Here is a 16950-nt window from a genome sequence, read left to right as displayed (position 1 = left end):
CCTGTTCACCTCGCGTTCACTTTCCGTCCCCGGACCGGCCATGGCAGCCGAATACGTTGCCACCGAGTCTGAAGCCGTCAAAACTCGGAAAGTGGGATTCGTGAAGCTCAACATCGGCATGGCCCTGTCGGCGACTGCGATCGCCGCCCTCACGCTGACAGCGTGTGGCAGCGACAACAACGTGGGCACCTCCGCCGGCGGCGGTTCGGAGACCGGATCCGCTTCGGCTGCCGACTGCGGCGGCAAGAACTCGATCACCGCGGAGGGGTCGACCGCCCAGCAGAACGCCATCGCGCTGTTCAACCAGGTGTGGGGTCAGAAGTGTCAGGGTAAGAACCTGTCCTACAACCCGACCGGTTCCGGCGCAGGCCGCGAGCAGTTCGTCGCCAAGAACGTGGACTTCGCCGGGTCCGATTCGGCCATCAAGGGCGATCAGGCGCAGCAGGCCGCCGAGCGCTGCGGTGGCAACCCGGTGTGGAACCTGCCGCTGGTCTTCGGTCCCATCGCGATGGCCTACAACGTCGAAGGCGTCGACGGCCTGGTGCTCAACGGCGACGTCCTTGCCAAGATCTTCCAGGGCCAGGTCACCAAGTGGAACGACCCCGCGATCACCGCGCTGAACGCGGGCAAGACCCTGCCCGACACCGCCATCACGCCGATCTTCCGTTCCGACTCCTCGGGCACCACCGACAACTTCCAGAAGTACCTGGGGGCCTCCTCGGGTGGTGTCTGGACCAAGGGTGACGGCAGCGAGTTCCAGGGCGGCGCCGGTGAGGGCGCCCAGAAGTCGGCAGGCGTCGCGCAGGCCGTGCAGGCCACCCCTGGTGCCATCGGCTATGTCGAGAAGGGCTTCGCCGACCAGGCCGGCATCCCCTACGCCCAGATCGACAACGGCAGCGGCGCGGTCGAACTGACCGACGAGTCCGCGGGCAAGGCCATCGACGCCGCCAAGTTCGCCGCCGAGGGCAACGACCTGACCCTGGATCTCGCCTCGCTGTACGGGACCTCCGAAGCCGGCGCGTACCCGCTGGTGCTGGCCACCTACGAGGTCGTCTGCTCCAACGGCTACGACGCCGATACCGCCGCGGCCGTCAAGTCCTTCCTGACGGTGGCCGCCAATGACGGCCAGCAGGGGCTGTCCTCCGCCGGCTACGTCCCGCTGCCCGAGAAGTTCAAGGAGCGTCTGCTGACCTCCATCGAGGCAATCGGACCCGCCTCCTAGTTGCACTGGCACATCGGCGAAGTCGACGCGAGGATGGGTGCGGGGACCGAATGACGTACAAAGGTATCGACAAGGGTTCAGACGGGAACTCAGTGACTATTCCGAATCCAGCCGACTCGGGGTCGGGTGAGGCATTGGCCGCACCGTTCCCCGAGCCTTCACCCATCTCGACGAACCCGTCGAGGAACGCGAAGGTCCGCCCCGGCGACCGCATCTTCAGCGGTCTGGCCACCGGTTCGGGTGTACTCGTCATCGCGATCATCGCCGCCATCGGTTTCTTCCTGCTGTGGCGCGCCATCCCGGCGCTGCAGCGCAACGAGCAGAACTTCTTCCTGTTCGGCGGCAACTGGGTCACCACGGACACCTCGGCAATGAGCTTCGGCATCCTGGACCTGCTCCAGGTGACGGTGTTCGTCTCGGTGTTCGCGCTGGTGCTGGCGATGCCCATCGCGCTGGGTATCGCGATCTATCTGACCAATTACGCGCACAAGCGGGTCAAGGGCCCGCTGGCCTACATGGTCGATCTGCTGGCCGCGGTGCCCTCGATCATCTACGGCGTGTGGGGCCTGTATGTCCTCGCACCGGCGATCAAGCCGTTCGCGGTGTGGCTCAACGAGAACATGAGCTGGCTGTTCCTGTTCTCCACCGGCAACGCCTCGGTGGCCGGCGGCGGCACCATCTTCACCGCGGGCATCGTGCTCGCGGTGATGATCCTGCCGATCATCACCGCGGTCACCCGCGAGGTGTTCGTCCAGACCCCACGCGGCCAGATCGAGGCGGCGTTGGCCCTCGGCGCCACCCGCTGGGAGGTCGTGCGCACCACGGTGCTGCCGTTCGGGATGTCCGGCTACATCTCCGGGGCGATGCTGGGGCTGGGCCGCGCACTCGGTGAGACGATCGCGCTGCTGATCATCCTGCGCGGCACCCAGACCGCGTTCGGCTGGTCGCTGTTCGACGGTGGCTTCACCTTTGCCAGCAAGATCGCTTCGGCGGCATCGGAATTCAACGACCAGTACAAGGCGGGCGCCTATATCGCGGCCGGTTTGGTGCTGTTCATCCTCACGTTCGTGGTGAACTCGCTGGCGCGTGCCGCGGTCTCCGGAAAGGACAGGTCCGCATCATGACCGCAGCGCTGGAGAAGCCGGTCAAGGCCCCGACCTTCCAGGGCGTCAGCGGTCGCCGGAAAGTGGTCGACAAGCTGGCCACCGTCCTGGTCACCGCCTCGGTCGTGGTGGCCATCGTCCCGCTGCTGTGGGTGCTCTACACGGTGGTCTCCAAGGGCATCGGGGTCGTCACCTCGAGCACCTGGTGGATGAACTCGCAGGCCGGTATGACGGCGTTCGCCGCGGGCGGCGGTGCCTATCACGCCATCGTCGGATCGCTGCTGCAGGCGTTGGTCTGCGCGGTCATCTCCATCCCCATCGGCATCTTCGTCGCCATCTACCTGGTGGAGTACGGCGGTGGCACCCGGCTGGGCAAGATCACCACCTTCATGGTCGACATCCTTACCGGGGTGCCCTCGATCGTGGCGGCGCTGTTCATCTACGCACTCTGGGTGGCCACTCTGGGTTTCCAGCGTTCGGGCTTCGCGGTATCGCTGGCACTGGTGTTGCTGATGATCCCGGTGATCGTGCGCTCCACCGAGGAGATGCTGCGCATCGTGCCGATGGATCTGCGCGAGGCCAGTTACGCACTGGGCGTGCCGAAGTGGAAGACCATCTCGGCCATCGTGGTGCCCACCGCGCTGTCGGGCATCGTCACCGGTGTGCTGCTGTCACTGGCCCGCGTGATGGGCGAGACCGCACCGCTGCTGATCCTGGTCGGCTACGCCCAGGCGATGAACTTCGACATGTTCAGCGGGTTCATGGGTTCGCTGCCCGGCATGATGTTCGACCAGACCTCGGCGGGCGCCGGGGCCAACCCGGTCCCCACCGACCGGCTCTGGGGCGCCGCTCTCACCCTCGTCGTCCTGATCGCGGTGCTCAACGTGGGTGCGCGATTCATCGCCAAATTCTTTGCCCCGAAAAAGGTTTAGGAGTATCCGAGATGGCCAAACGCCTGGATCTGAAAGACGTCAACATCTATTACGGCACCTTCCACGCCGTGCAGAACGTCTCGTTGTCGGTGGAGCCGCGCAGCGTGACCGCATTCATCGGCCCCTCGGGCTGCGGTAAGTCGACGGTGCTGCGCACGCTCAACCGCATGCACGAGGTGATCCCGGGCGCCTACGTCAAGGGCTCGGTGCTGCTCGACGGTGACGACATCTATGGCTCGGGTGTCGATCCGGTGGGTGTGCGCAAGACCATCGGCATGGTGTTCCAGCGCCCGAACCCGTTCCCCACCATGTCCATCCGCGACAACGTGGTGGCGGGGCTGAAGCTGCAGGGTGTGCGCAGCAAGAAGACCCTCGAGGAGGTGACCGAGCGTTCGCTCAAGGGTGCCAACCTGTGGAACGAGGTCAAGGATCGCCTCGACAAGCCCGGTGGCGGTCTCTCGGGTGGTCAGCAGCAGCGGCTCTGCATCGCCCGCGCCATTGCCGTGCAGCCTGACGTGTTGCTGATGGACGAGCCCTGCTCGGCGCTCGACCCGATCTCGACGCTGGCGATCGAGGATCTGATCTCGGAACTGAAGCAGGACTTCACCATCGTGATCGTCACGCACAACATGCAGCAGGCCGCCCGCGTCTCGGATCAGACGGCGTTCTTCAACCTCGAGGCCACCGGTAAGCCCGGTCAGCTCATCGAGATCGACGACACCGAGAAGATCTTCTCCAACCCGACCCAGAAAGCCACCGAGGACTACATCTCCGGTCGGTTCGGCTAGCCCGCGCCGTCAGGGCGTGAGCACCACCCGGGTGCCGGACGGGTCGGTCGTGGTCCACGCGTCGGCGATATCGGCCAGCGGTCGTGCGGCCGTGCGCAGTTCGAGGCTGCCGTTGCCGACCATGTCGAACAGCCGGGGCAGCGCCTCGGCGCGCGCCGAGGCCAGCACCGCGGGCGGGACACTGCCGATGCCGACCCCGCGGAGCTGGATACCGGTACTGCGCAGCAGAGCGGCGGGCAGCGGCATCGTCGGATCGGCCATCGCGCCGACCTGGACGAACCGGGTGCGGTGATAGCTGCCGGTCGGGCCGTCGGCCAGCGCGGCGAGCACCTGCGCCGCGGGGTCACCCCACAGGTAGTCCAGCACGACGTCGAAGGGCTGCGCGGCGTGCAGGGCATGGACCCTGGCGCGCACATCGTCATTGCGTAGGTCGATGGTCTCGTCGGCCCCGACGGTGCGTAACCAGTCCAGCCGGGCGGTGTCACGGCCGGCGACGACCACCCGCGCCGCACCAAAAACCGATGCCGCCAGCTGTGTGGCGAGCGCACCGGTGACACCGGTGGCCCCGAGGATCAGCACGTGTTCACCGGGTCGTTGTGCCGCCGCGTGTTCGAGTGCCAGCCAGGACGATATGCCCGGATTGGGGACGGCGGCCGCGGTGACGGCGTCGATCCCGTCGGGCAGCTCCACCATGTCGCGCGCATCGAGCAGGGTGCGTTCGGCCAGCATTCCGTACGGCGGCACCGCGCCGGTGTAGACCCGCCGGCCGTCGTCGAGGCGAGCGACACCGTCCACGCCGGGGATCATCGGTAAGCGCAATTCCCTGCTGGCGTAGTGGGTTCCGTTCCCGATGCCCTTTGTCAGATTCGTCAGCGCGCTGGCCTCGACGGTGGCGGTCAGCCTGCCGTCGCCGGGCTCTGGATCCGGGAAGTCGGTGTAGCGGGGCGGTTGGCCCCATTGGTCGATCACGGCGGCCTTCATGGCGACTCCTGTGTTTCCTTGGAAATGGTTTCGTTAGAAACAATGTACGGCGACGGGTCGCGGATGGCAATATGGTTTCCGTGAAAACCAAGTCGCGGCTGATCGAGGACATCAACCAGCTGATCGACGCGGTGGGGGACAAGTTCGACGCCGACTCCGACGGTGACCCGGAGCGCGATTTCATGGTGGCGCGCTGCCCGCAGCGGCTGGCGGGGCCGATCCGTGAGCTCCCTCAGCTGTCGGTGCACCTGCTTGCCGAGCTGGCCGACGGACCGTCGAGCCTGGTCGGACTGGCAGCTCGGTCACGACAGCTCAAGGGCACCGTCAGCAAGCACGTCCACCGGCTGGTCGAGGCCGGACTGGTGCACCGCGGTCCGGTCCCCGGCAATCGCAAGGAGACCCAGCTGACGCTCACCGCGGACGGCGAGCTGGTCGCTGCCGCGCACCGCCGGCTGCACGAGGAGATGGACCTGGGCAGGCGGGCGTTCCTGAACCGCTACACCAGTGCCGAACTCCAGATCGTGGAGAAGGTGCTGGCCGACCTGCTGGCGGCGGGCCGCGACGGGGTACGAATCGTCGCCGACGGTTCGTGAGCGCTGCCGGTTACTGCGGTTCGGCCAGGTTGTCCTCGGGCAGCTCGCCGGTGGCGGTGAAGATGACCCGGCGGGAGATCTCTACCGCGTGGTCGGCGAACCGCTCGTAGAAACGGCTCAGCAGCGTGACATCGACGGCGGCGGTGACACCGTGCTTCCAGTCCTTGTCCATCAGCACCGAGAAAAGATGCCGGTGCAGATCGTCCATCGCGTCGTCCTCGTCGCGGATCTGGCGAGCCTTCTCCGGGTCGAGGGTGTCGAGCACCTCGCGCGCGCTGTGGGCCAGGTCGACTGCCACCCGCCCCATTTCGGCGAAGTACCCGTCGACCTCCTCGGGCAGCGCGTGCTGGGGGTGGCGTCGCCGCGCGATCTTGGCCACATGCAGGGCCAGTGCGCCCATCCGGTCGATATCGGCGATGATCTGGATGCCGCTGACGATGGCGCGCAGATCACCGGCGACCGGACCCTGCAGCGCGAGCAGCATGAACGCGGCCTCTTCGGCGCGCACCCGGATCTCACCGAGCCGATCCTGTTCGGAGATCACCTGCTCGGCCAGCGCCAGATCGGCCTGCAGCAGGGCCTGGGTTGCGCGCTCCATCGCCACACCGGCCAGCCCGCACATCTCGCTGAGCTGAACGGTCAAGGACGACAGTTGTTCCTGGTACGCGGTACGCATGTCAATACCTTACGTTCAGCGAGCCTGCAGGTCACGGCGCCACAGGTGAACTAAAGGTGAATGACCATGGATGGCCCGGGTAGCGGTCCTACCGCCCTACTCGCAGGTGGTGTCCGCCGCGTTGGTGACGGTGAGATCCTCCGGCAGCTCGGTGGTCGTGGCTCCGGAGGAGGACGACGACGAAGAGGCGGTGCCGCGGACCATCTGGACCTGGACGGTCGAACCGCTGGGCGACGGCGGCGTCACGGAGGTGAAGTCCGTGCCGAGCACCACCCGCACCACATCGCCCATCCCGGTGGTGCGCTCGATGGTCGCGTTGTGGAACGACGATGCGACGGTCGCCGCGGCCTGCTCATTGCCCGCGGAGAAGAACACCGTCGTGGAATGCAGCGGACCGGGGTAGTCGTCGGGGGTGTCCACCTGGAAACCGTGCTGCTGCAGAACGGAGGCGGCATTGGCCGCCAGTCCGGACTGGCCGGTGGAGTTGGACACCCGCACGGTCACCGCACCGGGATCGGTGGCGACCGCATCGACGGTTTCGGCACCGTCCGCGTCGGTGGTGGGGGTGCTTGAGCCGCCGTGGTTTTCGGGTGCCGGCGGGACCGGGCTGCTGTCGTCGTTGTGCTCTTCGGGCAGCGGATCGTCGTCGATGATCGCGGCGAACAGCGCGGCCATATCGTCGACGCGGGGCTGCTCGTTGCCGTAGTCGTCGGCGTAACCGGTGGTGGGCACCGTGACGAAGGTGATGCGCCCGGCGTTGACACCCTGCACCGACTGGCCGAGATCGACCAGGTCCTTGGTCTTGATGTTGTCCACGTAGCTGTCCTCGATGAACATGTTCACCACGTTGTTGAGCTTGGACAGACTGAAGAACACCTCTTTGGAGATCATCGAGCGCAGCAGCGAGGACAGGAACAGCTGCTGACGCTTGATGCGACCGTAGTCGCCGTTGAACTCGGTGGTGACCTGCCGGGCCCGCACATAGTTCAGCGCGGTGTGACCGTCGACGATCTGGCGGCCCGGGGTGGCCAGCACGGTGCCCAGCTCGTAGTCCTCCAGCGGGGTGGTGCTGCACACCTCGACGCCGCCGAGCGCGTCGACCATCTTCGAGAATCCGGTGAAGTCGATGGCCATGAACCGGTTCACCGACAGTCCCGAGAGCTTCTGGATCACCTTCACCAGGCACTTGGGCCCGCCGACGGCGTAGGCGGAGTTCAGCTTGGTCTCGGTGTACGCCTCGTCCATCCCGTACATCGGGGATTCCGGGTCGGTGATCGGGCCGTAGGCGCGGGTCTCGGGGTCCCACGGCTCGCACTTCATCGGTGTGATGGCCAGATCGCGTGGGAACGAGACCGCGACCACGCGCTTACGGTCGGCCGGGATGTTGACCAGCATGATGGTGTCCGACCGCGCGCCGGCGGCATCATCGGTGGTGCCCGCGCCGACCTCGGAATTGGCGCCCAGGCGGCTGTCGGTGCCCACGATGAGGAAGTTCTCGTCGCCGAACTGCTTGTTGGGGTCGAGGATGTCGCGCGAGTTGAGGTCCAGCGCGGACACCTGATTGAGGCTGTTGTTCTTCATCGACTGCCACTGCCAGGCCCCGCCGGTCACCAGCAGGGCACAGATCGCGGCCAGCGCGGCGGCGACCCGGCCGGCATTGCGCGCGGTGCGACCGGCGTGGTGGCGGGGGCGCGCGGCGTGCACGGGCGGCCGGGCGGCGGCGAGGTCGGGAAGTTCGGGGGCGTACGCCGACGGGACGTACATCACCTCGGTCGGCGGCTCCAGCGCATCGGCGTGGGACGCCTCGGGTTCGAAGATGACGGCCTCGACCGGGGCCACCGGGTCGGTGATCTCGGCGTCGGTCTCGGGTATGACGGAGCCGGACTCCGCGGCCGCCTCTTCGGTCGCCCGGCGCCGCCTGCGCCCGGTGCTGTTCGGGTTGTCGGCGGCCAGCTTGGCGATCAGATCGGCGACGGTGACGCCATCGGTGTGATTACCGGTGTCCTGAGGATTGGGCTGCGGCGTACTCGTGTCCCGGTCATTCGTGTCGGGCGTGCCGGCGCGCTCCCACGGCGCGGCGCCTGGTGCGGGTCGCTCCGATCGGGTAAGCCAATCGTTGTCACCGCGGGCACGGTCGGGCCGGCCAGGAGTGGCGTTGTCGCCGTCACTCATGTCCTACCGACCTTCGGCTCGTGGGGCGTGCGCGCCGTTGCGCACGGATGTCGTATGGGCTGCCCGGATACTGCGTTCGGACGCGGCGCACTACTTCTTGTAGCAGGCCAATGCCCGGCCGCGCCACCGGAGTCCGGGTACGTGGCCACTCATCGTACTGAGACAACCTGAGCGTCGGCCAGCGCAGTGCAGTGACGGAGCGGTCTCGGGACCATCTCGGCTCAGCCGCCGGAGTGCATCACATCGGCGGCCTCGGGCACGGTGTCGTCGTCGGGATCGTCGAGCCAGCCCGCGGGCAGCGACACCGTCCCCGGCGAACCCTGTCGGCCGCGCGGGCCGTCGCCCACCTCGGGGAACGGTGCGTCCTGGTCCAGCTCGGCCAGCAGTTCGTCGAGCTCCTCGACGGTCTTGACCAGCGCCAATGCCCGCCTGGAATCGCCGCCGACCGGGAAACCGTGCAGGTACCAGGCGACGTGCTTGCGGATGTCACGCATGCCCTTGTCCACCCCGAAGTGCTCGGCGAGCAGCTCACCGTGGCGTCGCACGATATCGGTGACCTCGCCGAGGGTGGGCGGGGTGGGAATCGGGCGGTCGTTGAAGACGGCGGACAGTTCGGCGAAGAGCCAGGGCCTGCCGAGGCACCCGCGTCCGATGACGACTCCGTCACATCCGGTCTGCGACATCATCGCCAACGCGTCACGGGCGTCGAAGATGTCACCGTTGCCCAGCACCGGGATGCCGGTCACGTGTTGTTTGAGTTCGGCGATGCGTGACCAGTCGGCCGCGCCGGAGTACCGCTGGGCGGCGGTGCGGGCGTGCAGCGCGACGGCGGCCGCACCCTCCTGCTCGGCGATCCGCCCGGCATCCAGATGCGTGGTGTGCTCATCGTCGATGCCGACCCGGAATTTCGCCGTGACGGGGATCGCAGTGCCCTCGACACCGCGGACGGCCGCCCCGATGATCTGACCGAACAGCCGCCTCTTGAACGGGATGGCCGCGCCACCGCCACGCTTGGTGACCTTGGGCACCGGGCAGCCGAAGTTCATGTCGATGTGATCGGCCAGGCCCTCGTCGGCGATCATCTTGGCCGCGCGATAGGTGGTCTCGGGGTCGACGGTGTAGAGCTGCAGTGAGCGCGGCGTCTCATCCAGGGCGAAGGTGGTCATGTGCATGGTGACCGGATGACGTTCCACAAGGGCGCGTGCGGTCACCATCTCGCAGACGTACAGGCCGCTGATGGTGCCGGCGCGGGCCATTTCCAGCTCGCGGCACAGCGTGCGAAACGCGACGTTGGTGACGCCGGCCATCGGGGCCAGAACGACGGGTGAACGCAATGCGATCGGCCCGATCTGCAGGGCAGATCGGGCCGTCGGCGGGTTGTCGAGCAGCGTCATCCGGCCGCGGAGGAGCTCACCAGCAGGTTCTTCATCGCCTTCTTCTCGGCGACCTTGCGTTCCCGCTCCAGGCGGCGTTCCTTGGCGATCTCGAACTTCTCGCAGGTCTCCTCGAGCTCTTCGACGTGCTTGGCCAGCTCGTCGCGCAGCTTGGCGCCCTCACCGGTGAAATCCTCGCGTTCGAAGATGCGCCACTTCTTGAGCACCGGCATGACGATGTCGTCGAGGTGGATGCGCGGGTCGTAGACGCCGCCGGTGGCGATGACGACGGCCTTGCGGCGGAAATCGGGGATGGTGTAGCCGGGCATCTTGAAGTTGGTGAGGATCTTGTGCAGCGACTTCATCGCCTGGTTGGGTGCGATCTCCATACCGGCGGCCGACACGTCGCGGTAGAAGATCATGTGCAGGTTCTCGTCGGCGGAGATGCGGCCGAGCAGCTGGTCGGCGACGGTGTCATTGCAGGCTCGACCGGTGTTGCGGTGGCTTACGCGGGTGGCCAGCTCCTGGAACGTCACGTAGATGACGGAGTCGAACAGGCTCTGGGCGAACAGTTCGTCGCCGCCCTGGAGGTTCTGGCCGGGGGAGAAGCCGCGGGTGACCTGCTCAACGCGCAGTTCTTCGAGTTCGATCGGATCGATGGCGCGGGTGACCAACAGGTAGTCGCGCAGGGCGATACCGTGCCGGTTCTCCTCGGCGGTCCAGCGGTTGACCCAGAAACCCCACGGGCCGTCCATGCTGAAGTTCATCGCGATCTCGCGGTGATACGAGGGCAGATTGTCCTCGGTCAACAGGTTGGTGATCATCGCGATACGCGCGACCTCGGAGAGCTTGGACTGCTCGGGATCCCACTCCTGGCCGCCGAGGGCGTAGAAGTTCTTGCCGTCCGACCACGGGATGTAGTCGTGGGGGTTCCAGTCCTTGCGCATGCTCAGGTGCCGGTTGATCTGCTTTTCCACCACGGGCTCGAGCTCGTGCAGGAGCTGCAGATCGCTCAGTTCCTCGGTCATGGACCCTCCGATGTATCTGTACCTGTTGGTTGCAGTCAATATATCTGTGTCTCGCGGTGACATTCAAGTTCTGTAAACGTGAGTCGCGTAACGGTTACCCGTCTTTTGGGTATGCGCACCGTTATCGATGGGCGGCGGCCCGGCTGAGCAGCAACGTGCTGCAGTAGTCGACGAATTGTTCGCGGCCGGCCGTCAGGCGGCCGTTCAGGTAGGCGGTGAACAGTGCGGTGAGCGCGCCGACCAGTCCGGTGGCCACCATTTCCTGCACCGCCGGATCGGCGATCTGGGTCAGCTTGCCCTGGATGAGGGCGATGAAGTCGGGCATCCACTCCGCGCCGGAGGCCACCAGTACCGGCTCGCGTTCGGGCGCCAGGAGCAGTACCCGGCCGCGAGTCGGGTCGTCGACCATCAGCTCGACGAACTGTTCCACCGCGGCGCGCGGTGTCTGCGCCGCCAGCAGTGCGGTCATCGCCGCCTGGCACACCTCGTCGTAGACGGCGCGCACGAAAACATCGCGGTCGGTGAAGCTCTCGTAGAAGTACCGCTCGGTCAGGCCGGCCGCCCGGCAGACCGCGCGGACCGTCAGTGCCGGTCCGTCGGCGCCGCCGAGCAGCGCTATGCCCGCGCTGATCAGCTCGTTGCGGCGCAGCGCCTGGCGGTCCCGCAGGGGAACGCCGGACCATCGACCGCGTCGTTGACCGGACGGCACATCACTCCTAAGCTGCTTGGTGACAACGGGTGTAGTCAGAATTGCTTCCCCGACCAGAACGGAAGGTCGTCAGTGACTCAAGATACGTCCGAGACATGCCCGGTGACCAGCGATTCCGCCGGTGCTGCCGGTTGCCCCGTGAGCGCCGGGTACGACGACATCCCGCTCGGGCCCGACTCGCTCACCTGGAAGTACTTCGGGCAGTGGACGGGGCTGTTCCAGGGAACCTGGGCCGGGTCGATGCAGAACATGCACCCGCAGCTCGGGGCCGCGGTCGAGGAGCATTCGATCTTCTTCATCGAGCGCATTCCGAGACTGCTGCGGTCGATCTACCCGATCGGCGGCGTGGTCTTCGACGGCGACCGGGCGCCGCAGACCGGGGCCGAGGTCCGCGACTATCACATCGGCATCAAGGGTGTGGACAAGCAGGGGCGGCGCTACAGCGCGCTGAACCCGGACGTCTTCTACTGGGCGCACGCGACGTTCTTCAAGTCGACGCTGCTGGCGGCCGAGAAGTTCGGCGGCGGTATCTCGCTGGCCGACAAGCGTCAACTGTTCGACGAACACGTGCAGTGGTACCGGATGTACGGCATGAGCATGCGGCCGGTGCCGAAGTCCTGGGAGGAGTTCGAGACCTACTGGGATCACATGTGCACCGAGGTGCTGGAGCGCAACTGGGCCGCGGTCACCGTGATGGATTTGTCCACTATGCCCAAACATCCCTCCCTGCAATGGATTCCGGACCCGTTGTGGAAGCTGAACCTGAAGGTGATGCAGCGGTTCCTGACGTTCATGACCGTGGCCCTCTATGACGAGCCGGTACGCGAGCTGATGGGTTACACCTGGACACCGCGGCAGCAGTTCCTGCACGACCGGCTGTGCGAGGTCATCACGTTCGCGGGCAAGGTGCTGCCCAAGCGTTCGTTGATGCACCCGCGCAAGCGCTCCGCGGTGGATCGGGCCAGCGGCCGGTTACCCGCCGACTCGCCGCTGGTGCAGACCCCGGCCCGCAATCTCCCGCCCGTGGAGTACCGGGGCAACCCGAACTTCTACTGCCCACAGGTGTAGTCACCGCGCGGTCTACGGTGGACCGCATGCAGCAGCCCCTCAGCGGTCGCTACGAACTGCGCGGACTGCTCGGCCGCGGCGGGATGGCCGCGGTGCACGACGGCTGGGACACCCGGCTGGGACGCCCGGTCGCGATCAAGCTGATGGACCCGACGGCAGGTGACCGGCGGCGCTTCGAGTCCGAGGCGCGCGCGGTCGCCACCCTGAACCACCCGAACATCGTTGCCGTGCATGACAGCGGTGAACACGCCGGCCTGCCCTACCTGGTGATGGAACGGCTTCCCGGGCGCACGCTGGCCGATGTGTTCGCCGCCGGTCCGGTGCCCGCAGAACAGGTGCGGGCGACGTTGTCGCAGTTGCTTTCCGGTCTGGCCGCCGCCCATGCCGCCGGGATCCTGCACCGTGACATCAAGCCGGCCAACATCCTGGTCACGGCGGCCGGCGGTATCAAGATCGCCGATTTCGGGATCGCGAAGAGTCCGACCTCCGCGCACACCATGACCGGTCAGGTCGTCGGGACGCTGGGCTATCTGAGCCCGCAACGGTTGGCCGGGCATCCCGCGACGGTCGCCGATGATCTCTACGCCGCCGCGATGGTGGCTGCCGAGGGTCTCGTCGGTCGCATACCGCTGCCACACGAGAACCTGGCTGTGCTACGCCCCGATGCCGACGCGGCGTTGGTGACGGTGATCCAGCGTGCCCTGGCCGCCGACGAGCGGGTGCGCTTCGCCAGTGCCGAGCAGATGCTCGCGGCGCTCTCGGCGCGGCCGGGCACCCTGGTGCTCGACCAGCCGCTGCCCGATCCCGCGACGGTGCGGGTGGCGGTGCCGCGGCCGCGCAGCCGTCGGCGCCTTGTGCTTGCCATGGCGGGCGGCGCGGTGGCGTTGCTCGTGCTGCTCGCCGCGTTCCTGGTCGATACCGCCTCCCGCAACGGGACGCCCACGCCGGTGTCGACACCGAGCGCGACCTCGTCGGCTCCGGTGTCCTCGGTGTCGATACCGCCGACGACCACGGCAGCGCCTGCGCCTGCACCCGCGCCAGGTCCGCCTGGGGGTCCCGGGCGCGGCAACGGTGGGAACGGAAAGGGTGACAAGGGGCCGAAGCCCAAGCCGGACCGCTGGGTCGCGGGCCCGCCCGCGCGAGAGTGACGTTCTTGCGGTCCCAGCGGCCGTTCGAGTGCAGAAACGTCGCTCTCGTGGGCCGGGTTTGGCGTGGTGCCCCGGCGACCCGTCCACCACGTCAGCCGCCCCGGGCGAGCGGCCCTCGTGACTGAACTGATGTAGACGTTTCGACGCCGAGAGCTACCTGGCTTCAGTCGCGAAGCGCATGAGGCGGGCGGGCGGAAGCCAGGTAGACACCGGGGCGGCTTCCGACGCGGAATATGTTGTGCCCCCACCAGGGCTCGAACCTGGGACCTGCGGATTAAAAGTCCGTAGCTCTACCGACTGAGCTATAGGGGCGTGTGCTCGAAAAGGATACTTGGCCCGCTGATCAGACGGGTGGGGGCATCCGGTTTGGGATTTCGAGCAGCTGTGTCCTAAGCTATCGAAGCTTCCAACGTCACCGGCGTTGAGAGCGGCCCGGAGAAATCCGGATAGGCCCCCATCGTTTAGCGGCCTAGGACGCCGCCCTTTCACGGCGGTAGCACGGGTTCGAATCCCGTTGGGGGTACGGCACGACGGTGGTGACACACCGGAGTGCAGCAGTACAGAGCAAGGCCCTGTGGCGCAGTTGGTTAGCGCGCCGCCCTGTCACGGCGGAGGTCGCGGGTTCGAGTCCCGTCAGGGTCGCCATCTCGGCGAGGTATCCCGGTCGAAAGGCCGGGGCCTTCCGGCCAGGTAGCTCAGTTGGTACGAGCGTCCGCCTGAAAAGCGGAAGGTCGCCGGTTCGATCCCGGCCCTGGCCACTCAGATCGAAATTGTCGTCTTCGTAACATCCTTCCCACCGATCACGATCAACAGTCGTGTCGCAATCATTCGGGGATGAAACACGTACTCGCCTGACCGCCGCAGCGGTCGCTCTGGTCGGCGCCCTGCTCGCGGTGTTCGCGCTCGCCGGCGCTCCGGCGGCCCAGGCCCAACCAGCGGGCAAGGACTTCTCCAAGCCGGCCATCGTGATCCTTGGCTACGGCCTGACCCCCGATGGCTGGATGCGACCCATCCTGTTCACCCGGGTGCTGACCGGGCTGGCCGTCGCGCAGGCGTTCCCGCAATCGCCGATCATCGTCACCGGCGGTAATCCGCGCCAGGGTCGCACCGAGGCGGGCGAGATGCGCAACCTGTTGCAGATGCTGGGTTTCCCGGCCAACCGGATCATCCTGGAGGACAAGGCCAACAGCACCGTGCAGAATGCGCGCTTCTCGGTCCCGCTGGCGAAGAAGGCCGACACCTCCGGCATCATCCTGGTGACCTCGTCGACCCATCAGGACCGTGCCGACACCAACTTCGTCGACGCCGGGGCCAATGTGCTGGCCACCGTCAGCTTCCCCGACGGCGACCCGGCGACGAACATCGGCCAGTTCGTCAAAGATGTCCTCAGTCCGGTGATGGCCATCCGGTGAGGGCGGTACGCTCCGGCCATGGAGCTACTACGCAGCGTAGTTGTGCTGCTGCACATCGTCGGTTTCGCCGTCACCTTCGGTGCCTGGGCGTCGGCGGCGCTCTCGGCGCAACCCCGGTTCACCCGGGTCATGGACTACGGGTTGCTGATCTCGCTGATCACCGGACTGGCGCTGGCCGCGCCGTGGCCGTCGGACGTGGTGCTCAACTACCCCAAGATCGGGGTCAAGCTGGTGCTGCTGATCATCCTGGGCGGCGTGCTGGGCATGGGCAGCGCCCGGCAGCGGCGCACCGGTCAACCCGTCGCGCCGCCGTTGTTCTACCTCGCCGGGGCGCTCTCGCTGACTGCGGCGGGCATCGCCGTCATATGGTGAGCAGGTGACGACGGACGCCGCCGGGGCCGACTTCCGCACCCGGTTGCTGGCCGCGTGTGAGGCCTCGATCGCCGAGGACGGCTACGCCAAGATGACGATCGCCGATATCGTCCGGCGGGCCAGGACATCACGGCGCACCTTCTACGAGTACTTCTCCAGCAAGGAGGAGTGCTTCATGGCGCTGCTGGCCGATGCGAATGCCGATCAGATACGCCAGATCTCAGCCGCCGTGGACCCCGATGCGCCGTGGCGCGATCAGGCCCGCCAGGCCATCGAGGCGTGGATCGCCTCGGGTGAGTCCCGCCCCGATGTGACGCTGAGCTGGATCCGCGACGGCCCGTCGCTGGGTGCCGCCGGACGCGCGCTGACCCGCGATTCGATGGAGCAGTTCATCGAGATGGTGAACGCCTTGATCGACAGCCCGCGGTTCCGCGAGGCGGGCATCGGGCCGGTCTCTCGTCCGCGCATCATCATGTTGCTCGGAGGTCTGCGCGAACTCACCGCGGTCACCGTGGAGAACGGCGGGACGATGAGCGATATCACCGAGGAAGCCGTCGAGGCCACCATCGCGCTGGTCGCCGCCGAATAGTCAGGCGGTCGCGCGGGCCTGCTGCAACAGGATCGGGTCGTGGGCGTTGACCATCAGCAGGTCGGGCTCATTGCGCGCAGCCAGCTCGGCGAGCCGGATGTGGTTGTCGCGCACCTGCTTGCGGTCGAAGGCCAGCACCATCTCCATCGCCAGGATCTTCGGTATGGGCCGGCCGTCGATCCGGCCGCGGTGGTAGAAGGCATCGCCGGTGTGCAGCACCCAGCGGTGCCCGGCGTCCACGGCCACACAGGCGTGACCTCGCGTGTGTCCGGGCAGCGGTATCAGCACGACGCCGTCCAATATCTCCTTGGCTGCCCCGAATCCACGCCAGTGCTCACCGTCCGGTTCGTGCTCGACCAGCGTCGGACCGTGCGACCACTGAATGCTGCGGTAGCGCACTCGTTCCCGCCACGACGGTGCGTGCACCGCACCGGCGGCCTCCGCGGCGGTGACGTGCACCTGCGCGGCGGGGAAGTCGGCGATCCCGCCGATGTGGTCGAAGTCGAAATGCGTGACGACGATGTGCCGGACGTCCTCGCGCGCGAACCCCAGGGCCGCGATCTGCCGCGCCGCCGTCTCGGCAGGATCGAGCACCGGCCGGGAGGCGAACCGGAAAGGTCCGAGGCGTCGGGCGGGCTCGGCGCAGTCGAGCAGACCGTAGCCGCTGTCGACCAGGACCAGACCGTCGTTGGATTCGATGAGCAGGACGTGGCACACCAGCGGTGCGCTCGGAACGGGCATGCTGCCGCAATTGAGATGATGGACGCGCAAGATCTGACCCCCC

The 16950-nt window shown here is 67.1% G+C and carries 17 protein-coding genes and 4 tRNA genes; 13 read left to right on the top strand and 8 right to left on the bottom strand.

What is annotated here, in order from left to right; all coding sequences use genetic code 11:
- Nucleotides 1–100: 100 nt before the first annotated feature.
- The 4 genes from pstS to pstB all read left to right on the top strand — a co-directional run bounded on the left by pstS (nucleotide 101) and on the right by pstB (nucleotide 4045).
- Nucleotides 101–1222, top strand: a complete 1122-nt coding sequence (gene pstS / locus FBY28_RS09550) for a phosphate ABC transporter substrate-binding protein PstS (protein ID WP_286177891.1) — start codon at nucleotides 101–103, stop codon at nucleotides 1220–1222.
- A gap of 92 nt (nucleotides 1223–1314) precedes the next feature.
- A complete protein-coding gene (gene pstC / locus FBY28_RS09545; RefSeq protein WP_286177889.1) occupies nucleotides 1315–2346 on the top strand; it encodes a phosphate ABC transporter permease subunit PstC in 1032 nt (343 codons plus the stop codon).
- A complete protein-coding gene (gene pstA / locus FBY28_RS09540) occupies nucleotides 2343–3257 on the top strand; it encodes a phosphate ABC transporter permease PstA (protein ID WP_141866214.1) in 915 nt (304 codons plus the stop codon). Before pstC ends, pstA begins: the two co-directional genes overlap by 4 nt.
- A gap of 11 nt (nucleotides 3258–3268) precedes the next feature.
- Entirely contained in the window at nucleotides 3269–4045 is a 777-nt protein-coding gene (pstB, locus tag FBY28_RS09535) for a phosphate ABC transporter ATP-binding protein PstB (protein ID WP_141866212.1), read from the top strand.
- Nucleotides 4046–4054: 9 nt separating this feature from the next.
- Here the strand turns inward: pstB and FBY28_RS09530 are convergent, their stop codons facing one another.
- The gene (locus FBY28_RS09530) at nucleotides 4055–5026 is read right to left on the bottom strand and encodes a quinone oxidoreductase family protein (RefSeq protein ID WP_141866210.1); all 972 of its coding nucleotides are present in this window, start codon (nucleotides 5024–5026) and stop codon (nucleotides 4055–4057) included.
- A gap of 80 nt (nucleotides 5027–5106) precedes the next feature.
- On the opposite strand from FBY28_RS09530, the gene FBY28_RS09525 reads away from it, so the two are divergent.
- Complete coding sequence (locus tag FBY28_RS09525; RefSeq protein ID WP_141866208.1) at nucleotides 5107–5619, top strand: MarR family winged helix-turn-helix transcriptional regulator; 513 nt, start codon at nucleotides 5107–5109, stop codon at nucleotides 5617–5619.
- A 10-nt stretch (nucleotides 5620–5629) separates the two neighbouring features.
- Here the strand turns inward: FBY28_RS09525 and phoU are convergent, their stop codons facing one another.
- The 5 genes from phoU to FBY28_RS09500 form a co-directional block, all read right to left on the bottom strand.
- Nucleotides 5630–6295 carry a phosphate signaling complex protein PhoU gene (gene phoU, locus FBY28_RS09520; RefSeq protein WP_141866206.1) on the bottom strand — a complete coding sequence of 222 codons (666 nt, stop codon included), beginning with the start codon at nucleotides 6293–6295 and terminating at the stop codon, nucleotides 5630–5632.
- A 96-nt stretch (nucleotides 6296–6391) separates the two neighbouring features.
- On the bottom strand, nucleotides 6392–8467 hold the full coding sequence (locus FBY28_RS09515; RefSeq protein WP_141866204.1) for an LCP family protein: 2076 nt from the start codon (nucleotides 8465–8467) through the stop codon (nucleotides 6392–6394).
- 221 nt (nucleotides 8468–8688) lie between these two features.
- The gene (gene dusB / locus FBY28_RS09510; protein WP_141866202.1) at nucleotides 8689–9861 is read right to left on the bottom strand and encodes a tRNA dihydrouridine synthase DusB; all 1173 of its coding nucleotides are present in this window, start codon (nucleotides 9859–9861) and stop codon (nucleotides 8689–8691) included.
- On the bottom strand, nucleotides 9858–10868 hold the full coding sequence (locus FBY28_RS09505) for an acyl-ACP desaturase (protein ID WP_019511125.1): 1011 nt from the start codon (nucleotides 10866–10868) through the stop codon (nucleotides 9858–9860). Before FBY28_RS09505 ends, dusB begins: the two co-directional genes overlap by 4 nt.
- Nucleotides 10869–10989: 121 nt before the next feature.
- Nucleotides 10990–11577 carry a TetR/AcrR family transcriptional regulator gene (locus FBY28_RS09500; protein WP_141866200.1) on the bottom strand — a complete coding sequence of 196 codons (588 nt, stop codon included), beginning with the start codon at nucleotides 11575–11577 and terminating at the stop codon, nucleotides 10990–10992.
- A 138-nt stretch (nucleotides 11578–11715) separates the two neighbouring features.
- Here FBY28_RS09500 and FBY28_RS09495 point away from each other — a divergent pair, with 138 nt between their 5' ends.
- Together FBY28_RS09495 and FBY28_RS09490 are read left to right on the top strand one after the other, a co-directional pair.
- Nucleotides 11716–12645, top strand: coding sequence for an oxygenase MpaB family protein (locus FBY28_RS09495; protein WP_216847599.1), 930 nt, complete (start codon nucleotides 11716–11718; stop codon nucleotides 12643–12645).
- 26 nt (nucleotides 12646–12671) lie between these two features.
- Nucleotides 12672–13793, top strand: a complete 1122-nt coding sequence (locus FBY28_RS09490) for a serine/threonine-protein kinase (RefSeq protein WP_141866196.1) — start codon at nucleotides 12672–12674, stop codon at nucleotides 13791–13793.
- Between the two features lie 239 nt (nucleotides 13794–14032).
- Here FBY28_RS09490 and FBY28_RS09485 read toward each other — a convergent pair.
- Nucleotides 14033–14105: transfer RNA gene (locus FBY28_RS09485), tRNA-Lys, on the bottom strand.
- Between the two features lie 138 nt (nucleotides 14106–14243).
- Between FBY28_RS09485 and FBY28_RS09480 the strand changes: the two genes are divergently transcribed.
- From FBY28_RS09480 to FBY28_RS09455, 6 genes are all read left to right on the top strand, one after another.
- Nucleotides 14244–14316: transfer RNA gene (locus FBY28_RS09480), tRNA-Glu, on the top strand.
- A gap of 45 nt (nucleotides 14317–14361) precedes the next feature.
- Nucleotides 14362–14438, top strand: a tRNA-Asp gene (locus FBY28_RS09475).
- Between the two features lie 39 nt (nucleotides 14439–14477).
- Nucleotides 14478–14551: transfer RNA gene (locus FBY28_RS09470), tRNA-Phe, on the top strand.
- A 57-nt stretch (nucleotides 14552–14608) separates the two neighbouring features.
- Nucleotides 14609–15205: a YdcF family protein gene (locus FBY28_RS09465; protein ID WP_141866194.1), complete on the top strand. Its 597-nt coding sequence runs from the start codon at nucleotides 14609–14611 to the stop codon at nucleotides 15203–15205.
- An 18-nt stretch (nucleotides 15206–15223) separates the two neighbouring features.
- Nucleotides 15224–15577, top strand: coding sequence for a Fe-S protein (locus FBY28_RS09460; protein WP_141866192.1), 354 nt, complete (start codon nucleotides 15224–15226; stop codon nucleotides 15575–15577).
- A 4-nt stretch (nucleotides 15578–15581) separates the two neighbouring features.
- A complete protein-coding gene (locus FBY28_RS09455) occupies nucleotides 15582–16166 on the top strand; it encodes a TetR/AcrR family transcriptional regulator (RefSeq protein ID WP_141866189.1) in 585 nt (194 codons plus the stop codon).
- Here the strand turns inward: FBY28_RS09455 and FBY28_RS09450 are convergent, their stop codons facing one another.
- A complete protein-coding gene (locus tag FBY28_RS09450) occupies nucleotides 16167–16907 on the bottom strand; it encodes an MBL fold metallo-hydrolase (protein ID WP_216847598.1) in 741 nt (246 codons plus the stop codon).
- Nucleotides 16908–16950: the final 43 nt, after the last annotated feature.

Source organism: Arthrobacter sp. SLBN-53, assembly GCF_006715585.1.
Lineage (GTDB): Bacteria > Actinomycetota > Actinomycetes > Mycobacteriales > Mycobacteriaceae > Mycobacterium > Mycobacterium neoaurum_A.
The sequence above is the reverse complement of the archived record's forward strand: the minus strand, read 5'-3'. Positions and strand labels throughout refer to the sequence as shown.